The 18,162-nt window shown below is 63.4% G+C and carries 15 protein-coding genes and 3 pseudogenes; 10 read left to right on the top strand and 8 right to left on the bottom strand.

Annotation, left to right across the window (positions count from 1 at the left end):
- Positions 1-3: 3 nt before the first annotated feature.
- The 4 genes from ACZ2G3_RS15240 to ACZ2G3_RS15225 are packed head-to-tail and all read left to right on the top strand — an operon-like array spanning position 4 to position 6,638.
- The gene (locus tag ACZ2G3_RS15240) at positions 4-1,209 is read left to right on the top strand and encodes an acetyl-CoA C-acetyltransferase (protein ID WP_470396840.1); all 1,206 of its coding nucleotides are present in this window, start codon (positions 4-6) and stop codon (positions 1,207-1,209) included.
- Complete coding sequence (locus ACZ2G3_RS15235; RefSeq protein WP_470396839.1) at positions 1,209-3,320, top strand: 3-hydroxyacyl-CoA dehydrogenase NAD-binding domain-containing protein; 2,112 nt, start codon at positions 1,209-1,211, stop codon at positions 3,318-3,320. The genes ACZ2G3_RS15240 and ACZ2G3_RS15235 overlap by 1 nt, the downstream gene beginning before the upstream one ends.
- Positions 3,317-4,483, top strand: coding sequence for an acyl-CoA dehydrogenase family protein (locus ACZ2G3_RS15230; RefSeq protein ID WP_470396838.1), 1,167 nt, complete (start codon positions 3,317-3,319; stop codon positions 4,481-4,483). The genes ACZ2G3_RS15235 and ACZ2G3_RS15230 overlap by 4 nt, the downstream gene beginning before the upstream one ends.
- A gap of 4 nt (positions 4,484-4,487) precedes the next feature.
- Positions 4,488-6,638, top strand: a complete 2,151-nt coding sequence (locus ACZ2G3_RS15225) for a 3-hydroxyacyl-CoA dehydrogenase NAD-binding domain-containing protein (protein ID WP_470396837.1) — start codon at positions 4,488-4,490, stop codon at positions 6,636-6,638.
- Positions 6,639-6,886: 248 nt separating this feature from the next.
- On the opposite strand, the gene ACZ2G3_RS15220 is transcribed toward ACZ2G3_RS15225, so the two are convergent.
- The 6 genes from ACZ2G3_RS15220 to ACZ2G3_RS15195 form a co-directional block, all read right to left on the bottom strand.
- Positions 6,887-7,569, bottom strand: a protein-coding gene (locus tag ACZ2G3_RS15220) for an IS6 family transposase (RefSeq protein ID WP_470396836.1) whose coding sequence is annotated in 2 segments (ribosomal slippage) — positions 6,887-7,296 and positions 7,296-7,569 — 684 coding nt in all. Because the reading frame shifts where the segments join, the coding sequence is not laid out codon by codon here.
- Between the two features lie 134 nt (positions 7,570-7,703).
- Complete coding sequence (locus ACZ2G3_RS15215) at positions 7,704-7,847, bottom strand: hypothetical protein (RefSeq protein ID WP_470396835.1); 144 nt, start codon at positions 7,845-7,847, stop codon at positions 7,704-7,706.
- 4 nt (positions 7,848-7,851) lie between these two features.
- A complete protein-coding gene (locus tag ACZ2G3_RS15210; protein ID WP_470396834.1) occupies positions 7,852-8,880 on the bottom strand; it encodes a phosphotransferase family protein in 1,029 nt (342 codons plus the stop codon).
- On the bottom strand, positions 8,870-10,447 hold the full coding sequence (locus ACZ2G3_RS15205) for an AMP-binding protein (protein ID WP_470396833.1): 1,578 nt from the start codon (positions 10,445-10,447) through the stop codon (positions 8,870-8,872). The genes ACZ2G3_RS15210 and ACZ2G3_RS15205 overlap by 11 nt, the downstream gene beginning before the upstream one ends.
- Positions 10,448-10,488: 41 nt before the next feature.
- Entirely contained in the window at positions 10,489-11,697 is a 1,209-nt protein-coding gene (locus ACZ2G3_RS15200; protein ID WP_470396832.1) for an acyl-CoA dehydrogenase family protein, read from the bottom strand.
- 9 nt (positions 11,698-11,706) lie between these two features.
- Positions 11,707-12,798: an SDR family NAD(P)-dependent oxidoreductase gene (locus ACZ2G3_RS15195; RefSeq protein WP_470396831.1), complete on the bottom strand. Its 1,092-nt coding sequence runs from the start codon at positions 12,796-12,798 to the stop codon at positions 11,707-11,709.
- A gap of 13 nt (positions 12,799-12,811) precedes the next feature.
- Between ACZ2G3_RS15195 and ACZ2G3_RS15190 the strand changes: the two genes are divergently transcribed.
- Both ACZ2G3_RS15190 and ACZ2G3_RS15185 read left to right on the top strand, forming a co-directional pair.
- Positions 12,812-13,348: a TetR/AcrR family transcriptional regulator gene (locus tag ACZ2G3_RS15190; RefSeq protein ID WP_470396830.1), complete on the top strand. Its 537-nt coding sequence runs from the start codon at positions 12,812-12,814 to the stop codon at positions 13,346-13,348.
- Positions 13,349-13,408: 60 nt separating this feature from the next.
- Positions 13,409-13,699 (top strand): annotated as a pseudogene (locus ACZ2G3_RS15185) (alcohol dehydrogenase catalytic domain-containing protein); the annotation flags it as partial.
- On the opposite strand, the pseudogene ACZ2G3_RS15180 reads toward ACZ2G3_RS15185, so the two are convergent.
- Positions 13,676-14,271: pseudogene (locus tag ACZ2G3_RS15180) on the bottom strand (phage terminase large subunit family protein); the annotation flags it as partial. The pseudogenes ACZ2G3_RS15185 and ACZ2G3_RS15180 sit on opposite strands and share 24 nt — an antisense overlap.
- Positions 14,216-14,812, bottom strand: a pseudogene (locus tag ACZ2G3_RS15175) (hypothetical protein). The pseudogenes ACZ2G3_RS15175 and ACZ2G3_RS15180, both read right to left, overlap by 56 nt.
- A 122-nt stretch (positions 14,813-14,934) precedes the next feature.
- Here ACZ2G3_RS15175 and ACZ2G3_RS15170 point away from each other — a divergent pair.
- The 4 genes from ACZ2G3_RS15170 (at position 14,935) to ACZ2G3_RS15155 (ending at position 18,119) form a co-directional block, all read left to right on the top strand.
- Complete coding sequence (locus ACZ2G3_RS15170) at positions 14,935-15,162, top strand: hypothetical protein (RefSeq protein WP_470396829.1); 228 nt, start codon at positions 14,935-14,937, stop codon at positions 15,160-15,162.
- Between the two features lie 139 nt (positions 15,163-15,301).
- On the top strand, positions 15,302-15,850 hold the full coding sequence (locus ACZ2G3_RS15165) for a DUF3489 domain-containing protein (RefSeq protein WP_470396828.1): 549 nt from the start codon (positions 15,302-15,304) through the stop codon (positions 15,848-15,850).
- A 163-nt stretch (positions 15,851-16,013) separates the two neighbouring features.
- A complete protein-coding gene (locus ACZ2G3_RS15160) occupies positions 16,014-16,907 on the top strand; it encodes a tyrosine-type recombinase/integrase (RefSeq protein ID WP_470396827.1) in 894 nt (297 codons plus the stop codon).
- A gap of 12 nt (positions 16,908-16,919) precedes the next feature.
- Positions 16,920-18,119, top strand: coding sequence for an IS91 family transposase (locus ACZ2G3_RS15155; protein ID WP_470396826.1), 1,200 nt, complete (start codon positions 16,920-16,922; stop codon positions 18,117-18,119).
- Positions 18,120-18,162: the final 43 nt, after the last annotated feature.

The following is an 18,162-nucleotide window of genomic DNA, read 5'->3' as shown; positions in this document are numbered from 1 at the left end:
CGAATGACCGACGCGATTATCTTTGACCACGTGCGCACGCCGCGCGGAAAGGGACGCCCAGACGGGGCATTGCATGGTGTCACCCCGATCCAGCTTGCCGCGCAGACTCTGGCGGAACTGCGGCGGCGCAGCGATTTTGACCCGGCAGACCTTGCCGATACCGGCCTTGGCATCGTCATGCCGGTGGGTGAACAGGGCTGCGACATGACCCGTTTCGCGCTGCTCGAAGCGGGTTACGGAGACGACGCGGGAGGCTATCAGCTGAACCGGTTTTGCACGTCGGGGCTGGATACGGTGAAGATGGCGGGCGCTTTGGTCGCCTCGGGACAGGCCGATGCCGCCGTGGGCGGGGGCGTCGAAAGCATGAGCCGCGTGCCGATCGGATCGGATGGCGGGGCGGCCTATTCAGACCCGGCGGTTCTGGCGAAGTTCCCGTATGTACCGAACGGTATTGCCGCTGACCTGATGGCCAGCCTTGACGGCTTTACGCGTATGGACGTTGACACCTACGCTGCCGAAAGCCAGATCCGTGCCGCGGCGGCGTCGGCCGAGGGACGCTTTGGCAGATCCCTGTTTCCTGTGCGCGGACCGGATGGCGAGATCGCTCTGGCCGAGGACGAGGCGATCCGCCCCGGCACAACACCCGAGAAACTCGGCGACCTGCCGCTTGCCTTCGAAACCTTGGGTGCAATGGGCTACGACGATCTCGTGCGCGACCGCTACCCGACGCTGGAACGTGTCTGCCACGTTCACACCGGCGGCAATTCCAGCGGTATCGTCGACGGTGCCTGCGCTGTGCTCGTCGGGTCGCGAGACTGGGGCCGCGCCAATGGATTGACGCCGCGCGTGCGGATTCGCTCGGCGGTGTCGCTTGCATCTGAACCGCACATCTCGCTTGCGGGCGTGGTCCCTGCCACGGATGCGGCACTGCGGAAGGCCGGGATGCAGATCGGCGACATCGACCTTTTCGAGGTGAACGAGGCCTTCGCGGTCGTTCCCCTTCGCTACGCCCGTCACTACGGCATTGCGCGGGACCGCATCAATGTGAACGGCGGGTCCATCGCGCTTGGCCATCCGCTTGGGGCGACCGGCGCCATCCTGCTGGGAACGCTGATTGACGAGTTGGAATTCCGTGACCTCTCTGTCGGGTTGGTGACGCTCTGCGCCGCCGCCGGACAGTCGACTGCCATGATCGTGGAGCGCATCTGATGACCCTCACCGCTGCTGCAACCGTGCCAGACACCGGCATCCTGACGATCAATCTTTGCGAGCACGATGCGGAGAGCCTCGCGGCGGCCCTGCGCGACGCGCTCACCGCCGCGCCCTCGGGTCTTCTGTTGGACGGTCGCGGAGCAGGAGGGCCTGTTTTCAATGCTCCGCAGGATATCCTGCGCCGCTTCGGGTCGGGTGGCGACCGTAGGGTCGCCCAGGAATATGCCTTGGCACAAGGTGCGATCCTTCGCGAGATGGAGACATCCGGCATTCCCGTAGCATGTCTCTGGTCAGGCCCTGCATTCGGCCCGGGGTGGGAGGTCATGCTTTCGGCACACGCGCGGTTCCTCGACGGCGATGTCGGGGCTTCTGCCCCCCGCGACCTGTCGCTTGGCCTGCTTCCCGCCGCCGGGGCGGTGCAGCGGCTGGCCCGGATCATCGGCGTTCAGCCCGCCTCCTCGCTGCTCATGGGAACGCCTGCCGATGGGAAAACGCTGTCCGACATGGGGTTCTGGGTGCCCTGCGACGCAGGGACGGCAAGGGACCATGCGCTTGCCTGGCTGGCGACCGTCAATGACGTCCGGCAGCCTTGGGACGAACGGCGCTTTCAGATACCCGGTGGCACGGGCGCGACGGCTGACCATGCCGCCAAGTCCTTCGCGCTGCCGGCAATCGCCGCGCGCGGCAAGGGGCATGACTGCGATCCGGCTCCGCTTGCCACGCTGCGCGCGCTGTACGAAGGATCGCAACTGCCGATTGACGGTGCGCTTGCGCGTGAGGCGGAGATCGCCGCGGAACTGCTGACTGGCGGCGTGGCAACCAGCCGCATCCGCACATTTGTCGTCAACAAGGCGCGCGCAGAGGCCGGCGACGCCCGGCCGGACGGACCGCAGCGTGAGAGCAGGCGCCTCGGTGTGCTTGGGGCGGGTATGATGGGGGCCGGCATTGCGCGTGCCGCCGCCGAAAAGGGGATCTCCGTGGTGCTGATCGACCGTGACGAGGACAGCGCGCGTCGGGGCCTGAGCGGCATTGCGAAAGATCTCGACCGGGCGGTTGCGAAGGGGCGTCAGACCGAAGGTCGCGCCCGCGAGATCCTCGACCGCATCACGCCGTCCGCCGATCACGCGGCTTTGGCCGGGGCCGATTTGGTCATCGAGGCTGTCTTTGAACAGACCGACCTGAAACGCGACGTGACCCGTGCCGTGCTGCCGCATCTGCCTGACGATGCCATCGTCGCGTCGAATACGTCCACCATCTCCATAGACGCACTTGCAGAGGCTCTGCCCGATGCCGGGCGCTTTGTCGGGTTGCACTTCTTCTCTCCTGTCGACCGGATGCCGCTGGTCGAGATCATCAAAGGCAGCAGGACCAGCGATGCGACGCTCGCCGCCGCGCTGGATTTCACCATGCAGCTTGGCAAGACACCAATCGTTGTGAACACCGCGCCGGGTTTCTTTACCAGCCGCATTTTCTGCACCTATATCGACGAGGGCATGGCGATGCTTGCCGAAGGCATTTCACCGGCCTTGATCGAAAACGCGGCGCGGATGATCGGCGCGCCGGTCGGGCCGCTTGCCGTGACTGACGAAGTTTCGCTTGATCTGCAGGAAAAGGTCATCGCTCAGTCGCGGGCCGACGGACTGGACGAACGCTTTTTGCGCGGTCATGCCCAGCCGGTCGTGGATCGCATGGTCGCGCTCGGACGGCTGGGGCGCAAGACCGGCGGCGGATTTTACGATTATCCTCAGGACGGCCAGAAACGGCTTTGGCCGGGATTGGCACTGGAATTTCCACAGGCCGCACAACAGCCTGATGTCGAAACGGTGAAGGCCCGTCTCTTGTCGATCCAGGCGCTGGAGGCGGCACGCTGCATGGAAGAAGGCGTGGTAGAGCGCGCCGCCGATGCTGACCTCGGCTCGGTGCTGGGGGTGGGTTTCCCGCCTTGGACCGGCGGCGTCCTCAGTTACATCGACAGCGTTGGAGTCGCAGCCTTCGTCGCCAGATGCGACCGCCTTGCAGACGCTTACGGCAGTCGTTTCCGCCCATCCGACTGGCTGCGCAATCGCGCTGCAGGTGGCGCCCGCTACCACGAAGGAGAGAGCCAATGACATTGATCGCCCGCACGATATTCGAGGAAGAGCACGAACAGTTCCGAGCCAGCGCGAAACGTTGGGTCGCCGATATCCTTGCGCCAAAAGTCGATGGTTGGCGACAGAACGGCCAAGTAGACCGAGAGAGTTTCCTCAGCGCCGGAGAAAACGGGTTTCTGTGTCTCTGGGCCGACGAGGCTTATGGCGGCGCTGGCGTCCGTGATTACCGTTTCGATCAGATCCTGCAGGAAGAAGTGGTCATGGGGGCCGATCCCGGCTTCTATCAGAATCTTCACTCTCAGATCGTTGCCCCCTATATCGACCGCTTCGGGTCGCAGTCGCTGAAGGACAGGCTGATGCCAAGGGCGGTCTCAGGCGAGACGATCCTTGCCATCGCCATGACCGAGCCGGCAGCAGGCAGCGACCTGTCCGGTATGAAAACGAGGGCGCGTCGCGACGGCGACGACTGGGTTCTGTCCGGCGCAAAAACCTATATCTCCAACGGCATCCTTGCCGATGCGGTGGTCGTTGCCGCGCGTACGAACCCCGAGAAGACGCATGCGATCGGTCTGTTCGTGGTCGAGAAGGGCGCGCAAGGGTTCGCACGTGGCCAACGCCTGAAAAAAACCGGTCTCGACGCTCAGGACACGGCTGAGCTGTTCTTTGACGAGGTGCGCATTCCTGCGGAAAACGTCCTGGGGGATCCGGAAAAGGGCTTTGCCTATATGAGCGAACTGCTCGCGACCGAACGGCTGATGGTCGCCATCGGCTCCATGGCCCATGCGCAGGCCGCGTTTGACGAAACGCTGAAGTTCGTCAAGGACAGACGGGCCTTCGGCCAACCAATCGGGGCGTTTCAGGAAACCCGTTTCGCCATGGCGCGGATGCGAACCGAAATCGACATAGCACAGTGCTTTACTGACGATTGCGTGATGCTTGCGAACGACGGGCGTCTGACGCCGGAGGTCGCGGCAGAGGTTAAACAGGTTACCACCGATCTGGAGAACCGGGTTATCGACCGCTGTGTCCAATTGCATGGTGGGGCCGGCTACATGGACGAATACAGGGTGTCGCGCATGTATCGTGACGCGCGGGTGAGCCGCATCTTTGCCGGATCGAACGAAATCATGAAGGAAATCGTCGCGCGAGGTCTTGGTCTCGATGCGCGGAAGCTGGTTTGAGGGAATGGACATGCTGGATGACGTAAAGATGGTTTTTGACGGCGATACCATGCGGCTGTCGCGCGCGCCGGACGGGATCGCAACACTGGTGATCGAAACGCCAGGCTCGATGAACACGCTCAGCGCTGCGGTGCATGCCGATCTGGCGCGTGTGGTGGCGCTGATCGAAGGCGACGCATCAATCATCGGTCTCTTGATGACCAGCGGGCGGGACGACTTTGTCGTGGGCGCCGACATCGGAGAGTTCTCGGAGCTGTTCGCGCTGGAGGAAGCGGACATCGCGGCACGCGCCCGCGCCATGAACGACGGGTTCCGCGCGCTGGAAGATCTGCGCGTGCCCACCGTCGCTGCCATGCCGGGAATGTCACTGGGCGGCGGATTGGAACTGGCGCTTTGCTGCGACGCAAGGGTCCTGGGCGAAAACGGGCGGGTGGGCCTGCCCGAGGTCAGCCTTGGCGTCTTTCCGGGGCTTGGCGGCACCGTCCGCGCGCCACGCGTCGCGGGATGTGCCATGGCGCTGGAGATGATCGTTTCAGGCAAACCCGTCGCCGCGGATCAGGCCTGCAAAGCAGGATTGGTCACGAAGACCGCTCCGCCTGACAGTGTCGTTGCGGTGGCCCAGGACCTATTGCGCCAACTGATCGCCTCCGGCGACTGGCAGGCGATGCGCGCCCGCAAGATCGCCCCAGTCGGTAGGTTCGACCCGGCTGACTTCGAGGCGGCCCGCAACGCCGACGGATCCGGCCCTCATCAGCCGGCGGCGCGGATGGCCATCGACCTGATGGAACGGACGGCCCCGCAGCAGCGGTCCGAGGCACAGGAGGCAGAATGCATGGGCTTTGCCCGCGTCGCCCGGACGCAGGCCGCCGCTTCTCTGACGGGCATGTTCTTTGCTCAGCGTGCCGTTGCCAAGACTGCAGAAGCCCGGGCAGCCGGGGCCGAGGCGCCGCACGTGGTGGGCGTGCTGGGCGCTGGCATCATGGGGGGCGGCATCGCCTATACGCTTGCCCGCAACGGCGTGGACGTCCGGATGCGCGACATTGCGCAGGGTGCAATTGATGCCGCGACGCAGGAGGTTGAACGCCTCGTCAAGGGTGAGATCAAGCGCGGCAAACTGGACGAGAGCAAGGCCGAGACACTGAAAGGGCGCATCGCCGGAAGCACCGCGATTGCGCCTGTCGCCGATGCGGGGCTCGTTATCGAAGCTGTCGTGGAACGGCTTGATATCAAACGAACAGTGATCGAAGAACTCGAGGCAACGGTCGCAAAGGATACGGTCATTGCCTCGAATACCTCCAGCCTGATGATTGACGACATCGCCACCGACATGGCTCGGCCTGAACGCCTGGTCGGGATGCACTTCTTCAACCCGGTGCCGCGTATGCCGCTGGTGGAAATCGTGCGCGGTAGTCAAAGCTCGGACGCTGCGGTGGCCTGCGCCGTGGCCACAGCGCTGAGGATGCGCAAGACGCCGGTGGTGGTCGCGGATTGTCCGGGGTTCCTCGTGAACCGCATTCTCGTGGCTTATATAAACGCGTTTACGCAACTGGTGTCTGAGGGCGTCGATTTCCGCCGGATCGACCGGGTGATGGAAGCCGTGGGCTGGCCAATGGGGCCTGCCTGGTTGCAGGATGTCGTCGGCATGGATACCGGTGCGCATGTCGTCGAGACTGTTTCAGCAGGCTATCCCGACCGAATGCGCCGCAGTTGGCCGGACGCTGTCGTCGAGATGGCGAAGGCGGGGCGTTACGGTCAAAAGTCCGGCAGCGGGTTCTACGGCTGGACAAGGGACGACAGCGGGCGCCTGACGCGACAGGACGATTTCGCGGCCGATGCGCTGATTGCTTCGATCCGGATGGGCGACACCCGCGACATCACCGATGCCGAGATCGAAGAACGCATGATGCTGGCGCTGGTCATGGAGGCCGTGCGCGCGCTCGAAGACGGTGTGGTCAGCACCCCTGCAGAACTCGACATGGCGCTGGTGATGGGCATCGGCCTACCGTTACACTTGGGGGGTGCCTTGGCCTGGGCGGATTGGATCGGCCTCGCCCGCGTTGTGGAAATGACCGAGCGATACGCCGATGCCGGCCCAGCCTTCTACGCGACCGAAGATCTTCGGCAGCGGGCCAGGAATGGCCGACCCTACAGATGAGATACGGTCGTTAGCGAGCTTTGTATAAGAAGGCGCTAATGCGGGCATGAATAGCCACAACCTAACCGCGGATAGACGCTCGGCAAGTCGGCAACGGACCTTGTTGAGTGACGTCCTATAAATCTGGCCCACTTCGAACGGTTGCCGTCTTTGTCGGCCGAGGGCGGTTATGCGTCGACCTAGTCCAGAAGCAGGGGGGCCGTCGCAAACCTTCCTGCAGGATGAGCGCAGCCGTCCGGCAGACATAGCTATGCTGCGAGCTCCGCGAAGGTCTGGAAGGCGGTGGCGCCATTGGCGGGGATCTGCCCCTTGCGGATCATATGCGGGGCTTCGACCCCTGCGATGGTGGCTGCGGCCGAATGGAACGCCTTGAAGCCCATCATCGGGGCGGCGATCCGCTTGATAAAGCGATGGACCTGTTCAAGAATATTGTTCAAATATTTGACCTGCCACACCTCGAAGGTGCGCCCGTTGCCGGTGAAGTTCAGGATCACGTTCACTGCCGGCAGGCCGGCCAGGTTGGCACCGCTCTTGTCGATCACGATCCGGTCCGGCACGCCATTGGCGGTGATCTCTCGCTTGAAGAAGCGCTGGGCAACCGACAGGTCTCGGCGTTCGGAAAGCATAAGATCAAGGGTTTGGCCGTCGCGGTCCACGGCCGGTAAAGATATGTCCAGCGGCCTTTGACCTTGATGTAGGTCTCGTCCATCCGCCAGGATGTAGCGGTCGGCCGCTTCCTCGCTTGCGCTTGGGCCGCGAGCAGCGGCCGGTATGTCACAACCCAGCGGTTCAGCGTGGCATGATCGACCATCACCCCGCGCTCAGCCATGATCTCCTCCAGGTCGCGGCAGGAGACGGCGTAGCGGAGGTAGAAGAAAACCGCATGCAGGATCACGGACGTCGGACAATGTACGCCCTTGAGCTCGATCACGCCAAGCGCCCTCGCCAACTCACTGATAGCGCCGACATATCAGAGCCAACTAAGGAACCCGGAATTTTGCGACACTACCGGATCAGGGCATAGGCTCCGATCAGGATGAAATAGAAACCGAAGATGCGCGGCGTTTAGCCATGCGCCCAGATCGTCGGCTGACCGAAGACATAGCGTGCGACGGCCTCGTAGCACAGCACCGCGATGCTGGCCCAGATCACGAACCTGACGGCTTGGCCAATGGCGGTGTCATCCGGTCGATGAGGCGGGTCAGACAACAGATCAGCTCTGCACCCCCGTGCCTGTGGCATTCACGATATCCAGCCCGCGCTGTGCAAAGCGTTCGGCCAGCGGCGCCAGATCGGCGGCTTCATCGGATGCCGCATTGCCGCTGCGGGCGCGGTCGGCGATGCCCACGAAGATCGCGGCAAAACGGAACATGGCGAAGGCCAGATGAAAATCGGTCAGCGGCATGTCGGTGATCGCGTGGCGCTGATATTCGGCGGCAAATTCGTCCAGCGTCGGTATCCCGGCATTGGCCCAATCGGTGCCCAGAATGCCGCCATATTCATCGGGTGCGCTGTTCCACGGCATCGCGCAGAACCCCAGATCGGCCATGGGGTGGCCCAAGGTCGACAATTCCCAATCCAGAATGCCAATCACGCGCGGCTCGGTCGGGTGGAACATCATATTGCCGATGCGGAAATCGCCATGGCTGATCGCCACCGCACCGTCATCTACAGGCGCGTTCGCGACGATCCAGTCGGTCAATTCTTCCAGCGCGGGGATGCGCGGCCCGGTCGATTCCCGGCATTGGCGCGACCAGCGTGCGATCTGCCGGTCGAAATAATTGCCGGGCTTGCCGTAATCGGACAGGCCGATCTGGTCAGGCCGGACGGCGTGCAGCCGCGCCAGCGTGCGGGCGGTGTCCAGATACATCTCGCGCCGGTCAGCGGGGCTGACACCCTCCAGCGCGCAATCCGAAAAGACGCGGCCATCCAGCCAGTCCATCAGATAGAAGGGGCGGCCCAGAATTGTTTCGTCTTCTTCCAGCCAGTGGACGGTCGGCACCGGCACGCCGGTCGGGCCAAGCGCCTTCATCACGCGGTATTCGCGTTCGATGGCGTGGGCGCCCGGCAGCAAAGGCCCAGGCGGCTTGATGCGCAGCACAAAGCGGTCGCCTCCGAAGATCACCTGATAGGTCGGGTTCGATTGTCCGCCCGAGATTTGCGAAACTGTCAGCCCGGACTTGCCCGGCAGCTTTTCAGTCAGCCAGCCGTCCAACGCGGCAAGATCAAGATCATTGCTCATCAACCATCTCCTTCGCCTTCTGGCGCAATGCGAATTTCTGAACCTTGCCGGTCGCGGTCTTGGGCAGCGGTCCAAGGATGAATTTTTTCGGGCGTTTGAAGCCGGCAAGATTCTGGCGGCAGAATTGATTCAGCGCCTGAAGGTCGGGCGACGATCCTGATCGCATCTCGATAAAGGCCCATGCGGTTTCGCCCCATTTGGGATCGGGCGCGGCGACCACGGCAGCGATCAGCACATCCGGGTGCTGATGAAGGACGGCTTCGACCTCCAGGCTGGAGAAATTCTCGCCGCCCGAAATGATGATGTCATTGGCGCGGTCCTGGATCTGGATCTCGCCATCCGGAAGCAGCACGGCCAGATCGCCGGTGCGGAAAAGGCCGCTGCCAAGGGCCGTCGCCGTTGCCTCGGGGTCGCGGTAATAGCCGGCCATCAGCGTATTGCCGCAGAGCGCGATCTCGCCCACCGTCTGGCCATCGGCGGGGACGCTTTTCCCGGCCTCGTCCAGCACCATCGCACCGCCGGTCGTGACATGGCGCAAGCCTTGCCGCGCCAGCCGGGCCGCCCGCTGCTGCAAGGTGGCATCCGGGGCGAAGACCGGCGCATTCAGCGTGACCGGGCCATAGCTTTCGGTCAGCCCGTAAAGATGCACGATCTGAAACCCAAGCTCTTCCATCCGCGCGATCAGGGTGGGCGTGGGGGCCGCGCCGCCAGTGCCGACCTTGACCCGCTGTGGCGATGGGTCGGACATCTGCTCGATCAGCATGTACAGAACGACCGGCGCGCAACACATATGGGTGATCCCGCGATCCGCGATCAGGCCGATCATCTGGGCCGCGTCGATCCTGTCCAGACAGATATGGGTGCCACCCGCCGCCGTGATCGCCCAGGTATGGGTCCAGCCGCTGCAGTGAAACATCGGCAGCGTCCACAGATAGCGGGTTTGCGGATCGAAACCCAGGCCCGCGACATTGCCCAAGGCGTTCAGATAGGCGCCCCGGTGGGTATAGACGACGCCTTTCGGCCTGCCCGTCGTGCCAGAGGTATAGTTCAGCGCAATGGCATCTGTTTCCGCCGCTGGTCCGGCGGCGAGCGCGGCCTCGGGCAAATCCGCTGCGAAAAAGTCCAGACCATCGCCAGCACCGGACGCGCTGCAGAGCTGAAAGACGGGAACGGGGGGATCGCCCACAGTGGCCAGCGTGTCGGCATCGCCGATCAGAAGGCGGCTTTGCGCGTGGCCGAGGATATAGCCGATCTCCTCGGCCTCAAGCCGGGTGTTGACAGTATTCAGAACCGCACCGATCCCCGGCACCGCATAATGGGCGGCCAGCAGTTCAGGCCGGTTGGGCAGGATCAGCGACACGACATCGCCCGGACCGATGCCGTGCGCCTGCAGCCAATGGGCCATGCGGCGCACCAGCGCACCGAATTCGGCATAGCTCAGTTCCAGATCGCGCCAGATAACAGCGGTCTGGTCGGCATAGGCTTGTTCGGCGCGACGCAGAAAAGCAAGCGGTGTCAGCGCTTCGTAATTGGTGGCGCAGGGCGCCAGATACGGCTCGTCGAACATCGGTCCCTCCCCCGGTGACGATTGTTCTGTGGCGGCGGGCCTCAGTCCCGGCCGACCGGCCATCTCCAGAAACTGTCTGGCGCATCGGACAGTTGGCGGTTCAGCACCATTTGGTGAACCTCGTCCGCGCCATCGACCAGCCGGGCCTGCCGGGCATAACGATAGATCCATTCCAGCACGGTATCGGTGGAATAGCCGCGCGCGCCGTTGATCTGGATCGCGATATCGGCGGCCTTGTGCAGAAGGTTGGCGACGTGGATTTTCGCCATCGAGACCTCTTTGCGGGCGAAATCGCCCTGATCCATCGTCCAGGCGGCCTTCATGACCAGCAGGCGCCCGATCTCGATCCCCATGGCCAGATCGCCCATCTTGATCTGGGTGCTTTCACGGTCGGCCAGACGGATGCCGAAACCCATGCGATTGTCTGCATAGTCGCGCGCGATCTCGGTGCAGCGCTTGGCCAGACCCAGCCAGCGCATACAATGGGTCAGCCGCGCCGGGCCGAGCCGCATCTGCGTCAGCTTAAGCCCCTGTCCTTCGCCCAACAGAACGCGGTCGGCGGGCAGTTCCATGCCGTCATAGACGATCTCGCAGTGGCCGCCATGTTCCTCGGGGCCCATGATCGGGATCCGGCGTTCGATGCGCCAGCCGGGTTCGTCCCGGTGATGCAGGAAGGCGGTCAGCCCCCGGCGCGGATCGTCGGAGGTCCGGGCCATGAGGATGAAATGGCTGGCATCCTCGGCCCCGGTGATGAACCACTTCCGCCCGGTCAGCACATAGGTATCGCCGTGTCTTTCAGCCTTGGTCTGCATCATGCCGGGGTCCGATCCGCCGCCCGGCGCAGGTTCGGTCATGGCAAAGGCGGAACTGACCTCGCCCGAGACAATCGGCGCCAGCCAGCGTTCCTTCTGCGCCTCGGTCGCGGCCTTTTCCAGCACCATCATATTGCCATCATCCGGCGCCGCCGAATTGAACACCACCGGCCCGAAGATCGAGCGGTTCATTTCCTCGTAACAAACGGCCATGCCGACCTTGCCCAGCCCCTGCCCGCCGGTCTCTTTGGCCAGTTGCAGGCACCACAAGCCCTGATCGCGGGCCTGCTGGCGCAGATCGGTCAGCGCCGCGCGACCGATATTGCCGTGCTCGTCCCACAGGCTGCGATCTGCCTCGACAGGCAGGATCTGATCGTCCACGAAGCGCGCAATGCGGGCACGGTAATCCTCGATTTCGGGGGAAATGGTGAAATCCATGAAGGCCTCTTACAGCGATGAGACAAGATGGCCGCCATCGACGGCGATATCCGCGCCGGTGATGAAGCGACCCATATCCGAAAGAAGCAGCATAAGCGCGCCATCCAGATCCTGCGGCTGGCCAAGGCGGCGCTGCGGGATGCGCCGGATCAGCGCCTGCCCCTGATCGGTGGCGAAGAAATCGCGGTTGATCTCGGTTTCGACATAGCCCGGGCTCAGCGCATTGACGCGAATGCCGTGCCGTGCCCATTCCAGCGCCAGCGCGCGGGTCAGTTGCAGCACCGCGCCCTTGGAGGCCGCATAGGCGGCGACATGGCCCGAGACGCGGGACCCAAGGATCGAGGCGATATTGACGATGGAGCCACCCTGTCCGGCATCGCGCATCGCCGCCGCTGTCGCACGTGCGACGTGGAACACCCCTTTGACATTGGTGTCGATCACCTGATCCAGAGTGTCAGCATCCAGATCCAACGCCGCACAGCTATGCGACACGCCTGCATTGTTCACGACCAGATCAAAGACTTGCCCCTGCAGCGCCTGCTCGGAAGCCTGTGCCGAACTGACATCAAGTTCCAGCGGGGTCGCCTGATAACCCTGATCCCGCAGCCCGTCGCACAGCGCCTGAACCCGGTCGGTCCGCCGCGCCGCTGCAAAGACATGCGCCCCCTGCGACGCCAGAAGCTGTGCGAAATGAACGCCAAGCCCGGACGAGGCCCCCGTGACCAGAACTTTGCGCCCCCGGATGCCAGGCCATGAATTCGGTCCATGCTCAGTTTGGGTCACAGCGTCAATCCTCCTATCGAGCGCTCGTTCAATCTTATGAATGAGGCTGTACCAACTTGTCAAGCGAGCGTTCGTTCTATAAATTGCTGAGGTTGGCTCTGAACACGATATCAGAGAGTCGATACCGGATTGACCATCGCGAAGTTCGCTGAACAGAGAGACAGTAAAAATGTTCGAATTAAAGGGACATACGGGCGAAGATCTGTGCCGGTCAATGCTGGAACGACATGCCGATGTGATTTCGGTCCAGAAGCCCAACGTTGCGTTAAAGAAGCTGAAGATCATCATCTCGGCGGCGCTGAAACTGTCGAACAGCAAGGGCTTTCAAGCAATGTCCCTGCGCGATTTGTCGAAAGAATCGGGCGTTTCGATGGGCGGCCTTTATGCTTATTTCGACAGCAAGACGACGCTACTGAACATGATCCTGACTGAAGTGACCGGCGCGGTAGAGAGCGTTCTGGGCAACCCGCCGCCCGAGGTGGTCAGCGACCCGGTCGAACATCTGAAATGGCTGATCGAGGCACATATCCGACTGACCGAAGAGATGCAGCCTTGGTTCAGCTTTGCCTTCATGGAGGCTAAGAACTTTCCCGCCAGAGAACGTGGCAGGGCCGTGGATAGCGAGGAACTGACCGAATCGCTGTTCGCCGAAGTCACGGCACGCGCCATTGCCGATGGTCGCTTTCGCGCCGGGGTGACCCCTCTGCTGCCGACGATGATCAAGCCGCTTCTTCAGGATTGGTATGTAAAGCGCGCCAAATACCGCCGCCGCAAGGTCTCGGTCGAAGATTACATTGCGGCGGTTCAGGAAATGGTCCTGACCACCTGTTTACCTATCGACCAACTTTTCGAACCGGCCGCCCGATGAAGTCCCAAACCCATTCGTAAAATCAAGGAGACGTTCCCTGCCTGAACAGTTGGACGTAAGATGACATGCGTTGCCATTACCCAGCCAGGGGCGCCGACGGTCCTCTTGCCGGAACAGCGCGACATCCCCTGGCCCGGCCCCGGTGAAGTGGTGATCCGCGTCGCGGCGGCTGGCGTGAACTCCCCTGGTGTGCTGCATCGGCAAGGTCGCTATGCCGTGCTGCCTGACGCAAGCGATCTGCCGGGACTTGAGGTCGCAGGAACCGTTGCGGCAGTTGGCAGCGAGGTCAGCGATCTGAAAATCGGCGACGCCGTCTGCGCCCTGATGGTAGCGCGCCGGCATGGACCGCAGGTCGGTTGCCGAGTTCGCCCCGGTCAGGACCAGAATGCCGCCGGGGAGTTCCTTGGACAGCATCGAATTCCTGGCATCGCGCGCACAGGCCGGGCTGACGCGTTGCCGCAGGGCCGGGCTGTCGGCGATCAACGGATCGAGCCGCCCGCGCGAGGCGCGTTTCGCCATCGCGACCGTCGGCAGCACCGCGAACATCAGGCCCGGCGCGTGATGAATGACAAAGCCGATCCAGTTATTCCCGGCCTCGGTGGCGCCGACCTGCGCGGCCTTCATGAAGGAAATCCGCTGCGCCGGATGACCGGGCGAGAGCTCATCCATGATCTCGCGCAGGTACGGCGACCTCGCGGTGCGGAAACGCCCGGGTTCGGCGGCGGTCCGCGAGCTGAGCCAGCGATGCTTGTCGGCCCATTCGCAACGGTCAGATCCGGATCGGGCCGGATCCCGCGCGACCAAGCGCGCAGGATATCTTCGGCGTCGTCGAAGCTCAGATCGGGTGCGTAATCGTCAGTCGCCTCATCATGGGTCAAGCGCGACCTTGAGATCGGCGAGGGCGGCAAGCTGGTCTCGGACATGGGTCTCCAGCACCCTCTGCAGCACCCCGGTGCTGATCGTGACGGGTTCGCCGCTTGCTATCTCTGTCTCGGCCGAGAGTTCCGCCGCCATGATCGCGGCAACGCGGTAGGGTCATGTCACCCAGGCGTCGCGTTCCTGCCGGGCGAGGCGAAAGACCAACGTCTCGGCCCGGGCCCGGTTGACCAGCACGCCCTTCTTCTTCTGGATGGCGATCTGGCGCTCCTGCGCCTGATAGACCGTCAGCGCCGTCCGGGCTTTCAGATAGGAGGAGCAGTCGCCCGGCCCGGAGATCGACGGGACGGCAAGATTGTCGGTGGGGCGGGTCGGCCTTTCCGGTGTTGGCACCGGCCGCGCGATGCCACCCTCGGACCGGTTCTGCTGATCGGGATCGGTGGTTGCCGCGCGCCGGGCGTCCGACGCCGCCGCGCCGATGGAACCGTCGGCGAACAAGACCAGCCTGCCGCTCTTGCGCGCCTTCTGGATCGCCCCGCGCGACAGACCCGCATGGGCCGTATAGGCGCGTTCGCTCATGCCCTGCACAGGAACCTCCGGAAATGATGGTGATCGCAATCAGAAGGCAATGTTATTGCTCCGAATTCTCTACACTTCAGGGCGCGCTAGAGCGATGCTGCATCAACAACACGATGCACCCGGAGACCAAGATGACCCGCCAGACCGCCCGCAACAATGACGCCGCCCTCGCCGCCTTCGTCGCGAAGAAAGCCGAAATCGACGCCATGCTGGTCCGGCTGCAGGTGCTCAGCGATGACCATTTTGGCCCTGACCCCGAGCGGGTGAACTGGGCCGATGTCGGCAGCCTTGAGCATCAGGCAAGCCTTCTGAAGCAGATCAGCGATTTTGCCCTCGGGGAGAGCGAACACAGGGCCTGACCAACTCGCAACTGACGCCCGCCATGCCCCGCGTGATGCAGGGGTGAGCCCGGACCGTGGCCCCGTGGGGCCGCGTAAGCCGGGCGAACGCTCCGTAGAAGCCGACCGCGACCTGCGGCGGCGATGCACGGAGACAGCCATGACCATACTCACCGATACCCAGACCCTGATCCTGACCCGCGCCAGCGCCCAACTAGGCAACCTTGCCTTGCCGCTGCCCGAAGGGCTGCATGGCGCGGCGGCGAAGATGGCCATCGGCCGGATGATCAAGCTCGGCTGGATCGAAGAGGTCGAGGCCAATATCCGGCGTAACGAGACTCTCTGGCGCGAGACCGGCGATGGCCACGGCACCACGTTGATCGCCACTGAAGTCGGGCTGGATGCGATTGGCATCGGTCCGGTGGTGGTGAATACCATGGCTGGTCTACGTGACGCCCAGCCCGAGGCCATCGCCGCTGCCCAGCGCCCCGGGACCAAGCAGGCGCAACTGATCGCCATGCTGCTGCCGCCGGAGGGCGCGACCATCGCGGAGATCGCCGAGGCGACCTCGTGGCAGCACCACTCGATACGCGGGGCCATCTCCGGCTCGCTGAAGAAGAAGCTGGGGCTGGCGGTGATATCTGAAAAGGTTGCCGAGAGGGGAAGGGTCTATCGTCTTTCCGGGATTGATGGCTCGGTGATCAGCTAAGATCAGCCCGTCAGATGGCGACTATGCGGACAAGGACGAAGCCGCTCCGCGGCATTGGCGCTCCTGGCTGATGACGCGTGCCGCCGATAGCGATGCGCATTTTGCGATCTGCCTGACCTGACCGACGATTGGGGTCTTCTCAATCATCAGACAGGAGGCTCCCATGACAGAGGAGAGAGTGTCCCCGCTTCGCAAGCGAATGATCGAAGACATGCGCATTCGCGGCATGGGTGACAAAGCGCAGAGCTCCCATATCAGGGCGATCAAGGATTTCGCGGCCTTCCTTGCGCGATCACCCGACACGGCCACGCCCGAAGACCTTCGCGCCTACCAGCTCCACATGACCGAAGTCGGCATCACGCCGCCGACCTTCAATGCCCGCATTATGGCGTTGCGATTTCTTTTCGGCACCACGTGCAAGCGGGAAGACATGCACCAGCACATGCAGTTCCGGCGACAGCCGCGAAGACTGCCTGTCGTGTTGAGCGTTCAGGATGTGTCTGCGGTGTTGGCTGCAGCGCCCGGGCCAGGTCTCAAGTATCGCGCCGCCCTCAGCATCAGCTACGGCGCAGGACTTCGGGCGGCCGAGGTATGCAATCTCAAGATCGGCGACATCGACAGCGATCGCATGTTGATCCATGTCGAGCAGGGGAAGGGTCGGAAGGACCGCAAGGTCATGCTGTCGCCCGGGCTTCTGGAGCTGTTGCGTGCCTATTGGCGTGAGGCCCGCCCTGCGGGCTGGCTTTTCCCCGGCAAGCCTCGGATAAGTCCGATCTCGCCGCGTCAGCTGAGCCGGGCTTTTTTGACCGCCAAGCAGCTGGCGGGCATTACCGGATCGTCCACCCTGCATACGCTCCGGCACAGCTTCGCCACTCACCTGCTGGAAGCCAACACCGACGTGCGGGTGATCCAGGTGCTCCTGGGCCATGCCCGGGTGACCACGACCCAGCAATACGCCCATGTAGCGACACGCATGATCCGTGACACGGTTAGCCCCTTTGAGGCGCTGGCTCGGCTCGAGGAGCAAGTCGCGATACCAGCATCGAGGCCAGGGTAGCACACGTCCGGCGTGGCCCGGCCGACGCTGGAACTTGCTGACATCTTCCGTGCTCATGGACCTGCGTGGCGGCAGGCCAACGCGGGACATGTCAGTTTGTCCCAGCTCAAGGTGATGTCCGCCATCGAGGCCTGCCGAACCGAGGTGCTCGGTGGGCACGTGGCTGGCTGCACCAAATGCGGCCACCACCACATCAGCTACAATTCCTGCAAGAACCGGCACTGCCCGAAGTGCCAGGGACCGGCGGCGCGCGACTGGATGGAGGCGCGGGCGGCAGACCTGCTGCCAGTGGAATATTTCCATGTCGTCTTCACCCTGCCTGCCGAGATTGCGCCCGTCGCATACTGGAACAAAAAGGCGGTCTATGGCCTGCTGTTCAAAGCCTCGGCACAAACGGTGACGACCATCGCCGCCGATCCCAAGCGCATGGGCGCGCGGGTGGGCATGACCAGCGTGCTGCACACCTGGGGTTCGGCACTGACGCACCACCCCCACATCCACATGATCGTGCCGGGCGGCGGCCTGTCGCCCGACGGCACGAAGTGGATCGGCTGCAAGCCCGGGTTCTTTCTGCATGTGCGCGTGCTGTCGCGACTGTTCCGGCGCCTGTTTCTGCAAGGGCTGATGGAACTGCACCGGGAGGGTCAGCTGACCTTCTTCGGCAAACTCGCAGGGTTGGCTGACGCTGGTGCTTTCGCCGCCTGGCTTGGACCGTTGCGCAAAATTGAATGGGTGGTCTATGCCAAGCCACCCTTCGGCGGCCCTGAAGCTGTGCTGGCCTACCTGAGCCGTTATACCCACCGTGTGGCGATCTCGAACAATCGCCTGGTCAGCGCCGACGCGCAAACAGTCGCCTTCCGATGGAAGGACTACCGCATCAAATCCGGAGAGCGCCGATCAGTCATGCGGCTGGCCATGCCCGAGTTCATTCGCCGCTTCCTGATCCATGTCCTGCCTGACGGGTTCCACCGCATCCGGCATTACGGCCTGCTGGCCAGCTCGACCCGCAAGGCCAACATCACCAGAGTCCGTGCCTTGCTATGCGTCCAGAGCCCCGAACAACCCGCCGCACCAGGACTGGAGGCCAAGGTCACCCCACTCACCCTGCGCGAGCCATGCCCGTGCTGCGGCGGCCCCATGCGCATCATCGAGATCTTCCAGCGCGGGCAAAAACCAAGGTCGCGCGCACCACCCATGGAGGGGGCCATATGACACGCCGCCTGTCATCCATCAAGAAACACCACCGGCTGCCTCC

It is taken from the genome of Paracoccus sp. KKT209, from assembly GCF_055635455.1.
This window is presented reverse-complemented; position numbering and strand designations above follow the sequence as displayed.